Genomic DNA, 865 nt, shown 5'->3' with positions numbered 1-865 from the left:
ATGCTACTATAATCCCACCTAAAAGGATTGTATGTACCATTGGCTTGAGAACCTCCTATATAAGCACCTATTATAGCCCCTACTATAAGAACTGTTATAATAAACTCCCCATTCTCATCCACATACACCAGTGGGTTATTCAAACAATATCCATACCTATTAAAGTTCTGGGTGTTAAAAGGGTCTTGTACGTAGTTATCGGGTTGTAAGAAACGGTGTAAGGCTGGGTCGTATAACCGTCCGTTCATATGGATAAGTCCTACGGTTTGTAGGTGTTCGTGCCCTGTATAGCCTCTATCTAATAAAGTTAAACCTTGTAACACTTTTCCCGCTCCATCTTCTACTTTTATGGGTTGTCCCCAAGGGTCAAAATGGCGTCTTTCAGCGATATTGCCGTCTTCATCAGTGAGCATTACAATGCTTCCCAGATAGTCGCGGTGTAGGTAATAGAGTTTTTGCGCTTCACCATCCGAAATGAGTATCGCAGGGGCACTATACGCATCACCTCCTAAGTAAAACACAAACTTGGTACTGTTATTGGTCTTGTTACATACTATCTCTACACTACCATTGTGGCTGTAGTGTTTTAGCAGTGGGCGTTTAGCTTTTTCTACTTCGGCATTACCGTAATAGCAATGTGAACGCTCGCCAAAGGCGTTATATTCATAGCTTATCCGCTCTTTATCTTTTACGTATATCTGCTCAGGAGCTTTGAAAGCGTTATACCTTACAGTGGGCAAAGGGTATTTTTCTAAATATGTCTCGCCTGCTTCATTGGTAGTGAGCTTTTGTTGTTGGTATCCATTACGTGTGTATTCATAGGTACCCATCGCACTATTCTCAGTGATCCTTCCGCGTTCATCGT

Annotated in this window: 1 protein-coding gene; it reads right to left on the bottom strand. The window is 41.8% G+C overall.

Translation table 11 applies throughout. The features are described from left to right. Nucleotides 1-865: RHS repeat domain-containing protein (locus HMPREF9441_RS18680; RefSeq protein WP_008622984.1), on the bottom strand; the 865-nt coding region annotated here is incomplete at both ends.

The organism is Paraprevotella clara YIT 11840 (genome assembly GCF_000233955.1).
Classification (GTDB): Bacteria; Bacteroidota; Bacteroidia; order Bacteroidales; family Bacteroidaceae; genus Paraprevotella; species Paraprevotella clara.
The sequence above is the reverse complement of the archived record's forward strand: the minus strand, read 5'-3'. Positions and strand labels throughout refer to the sequence as shown.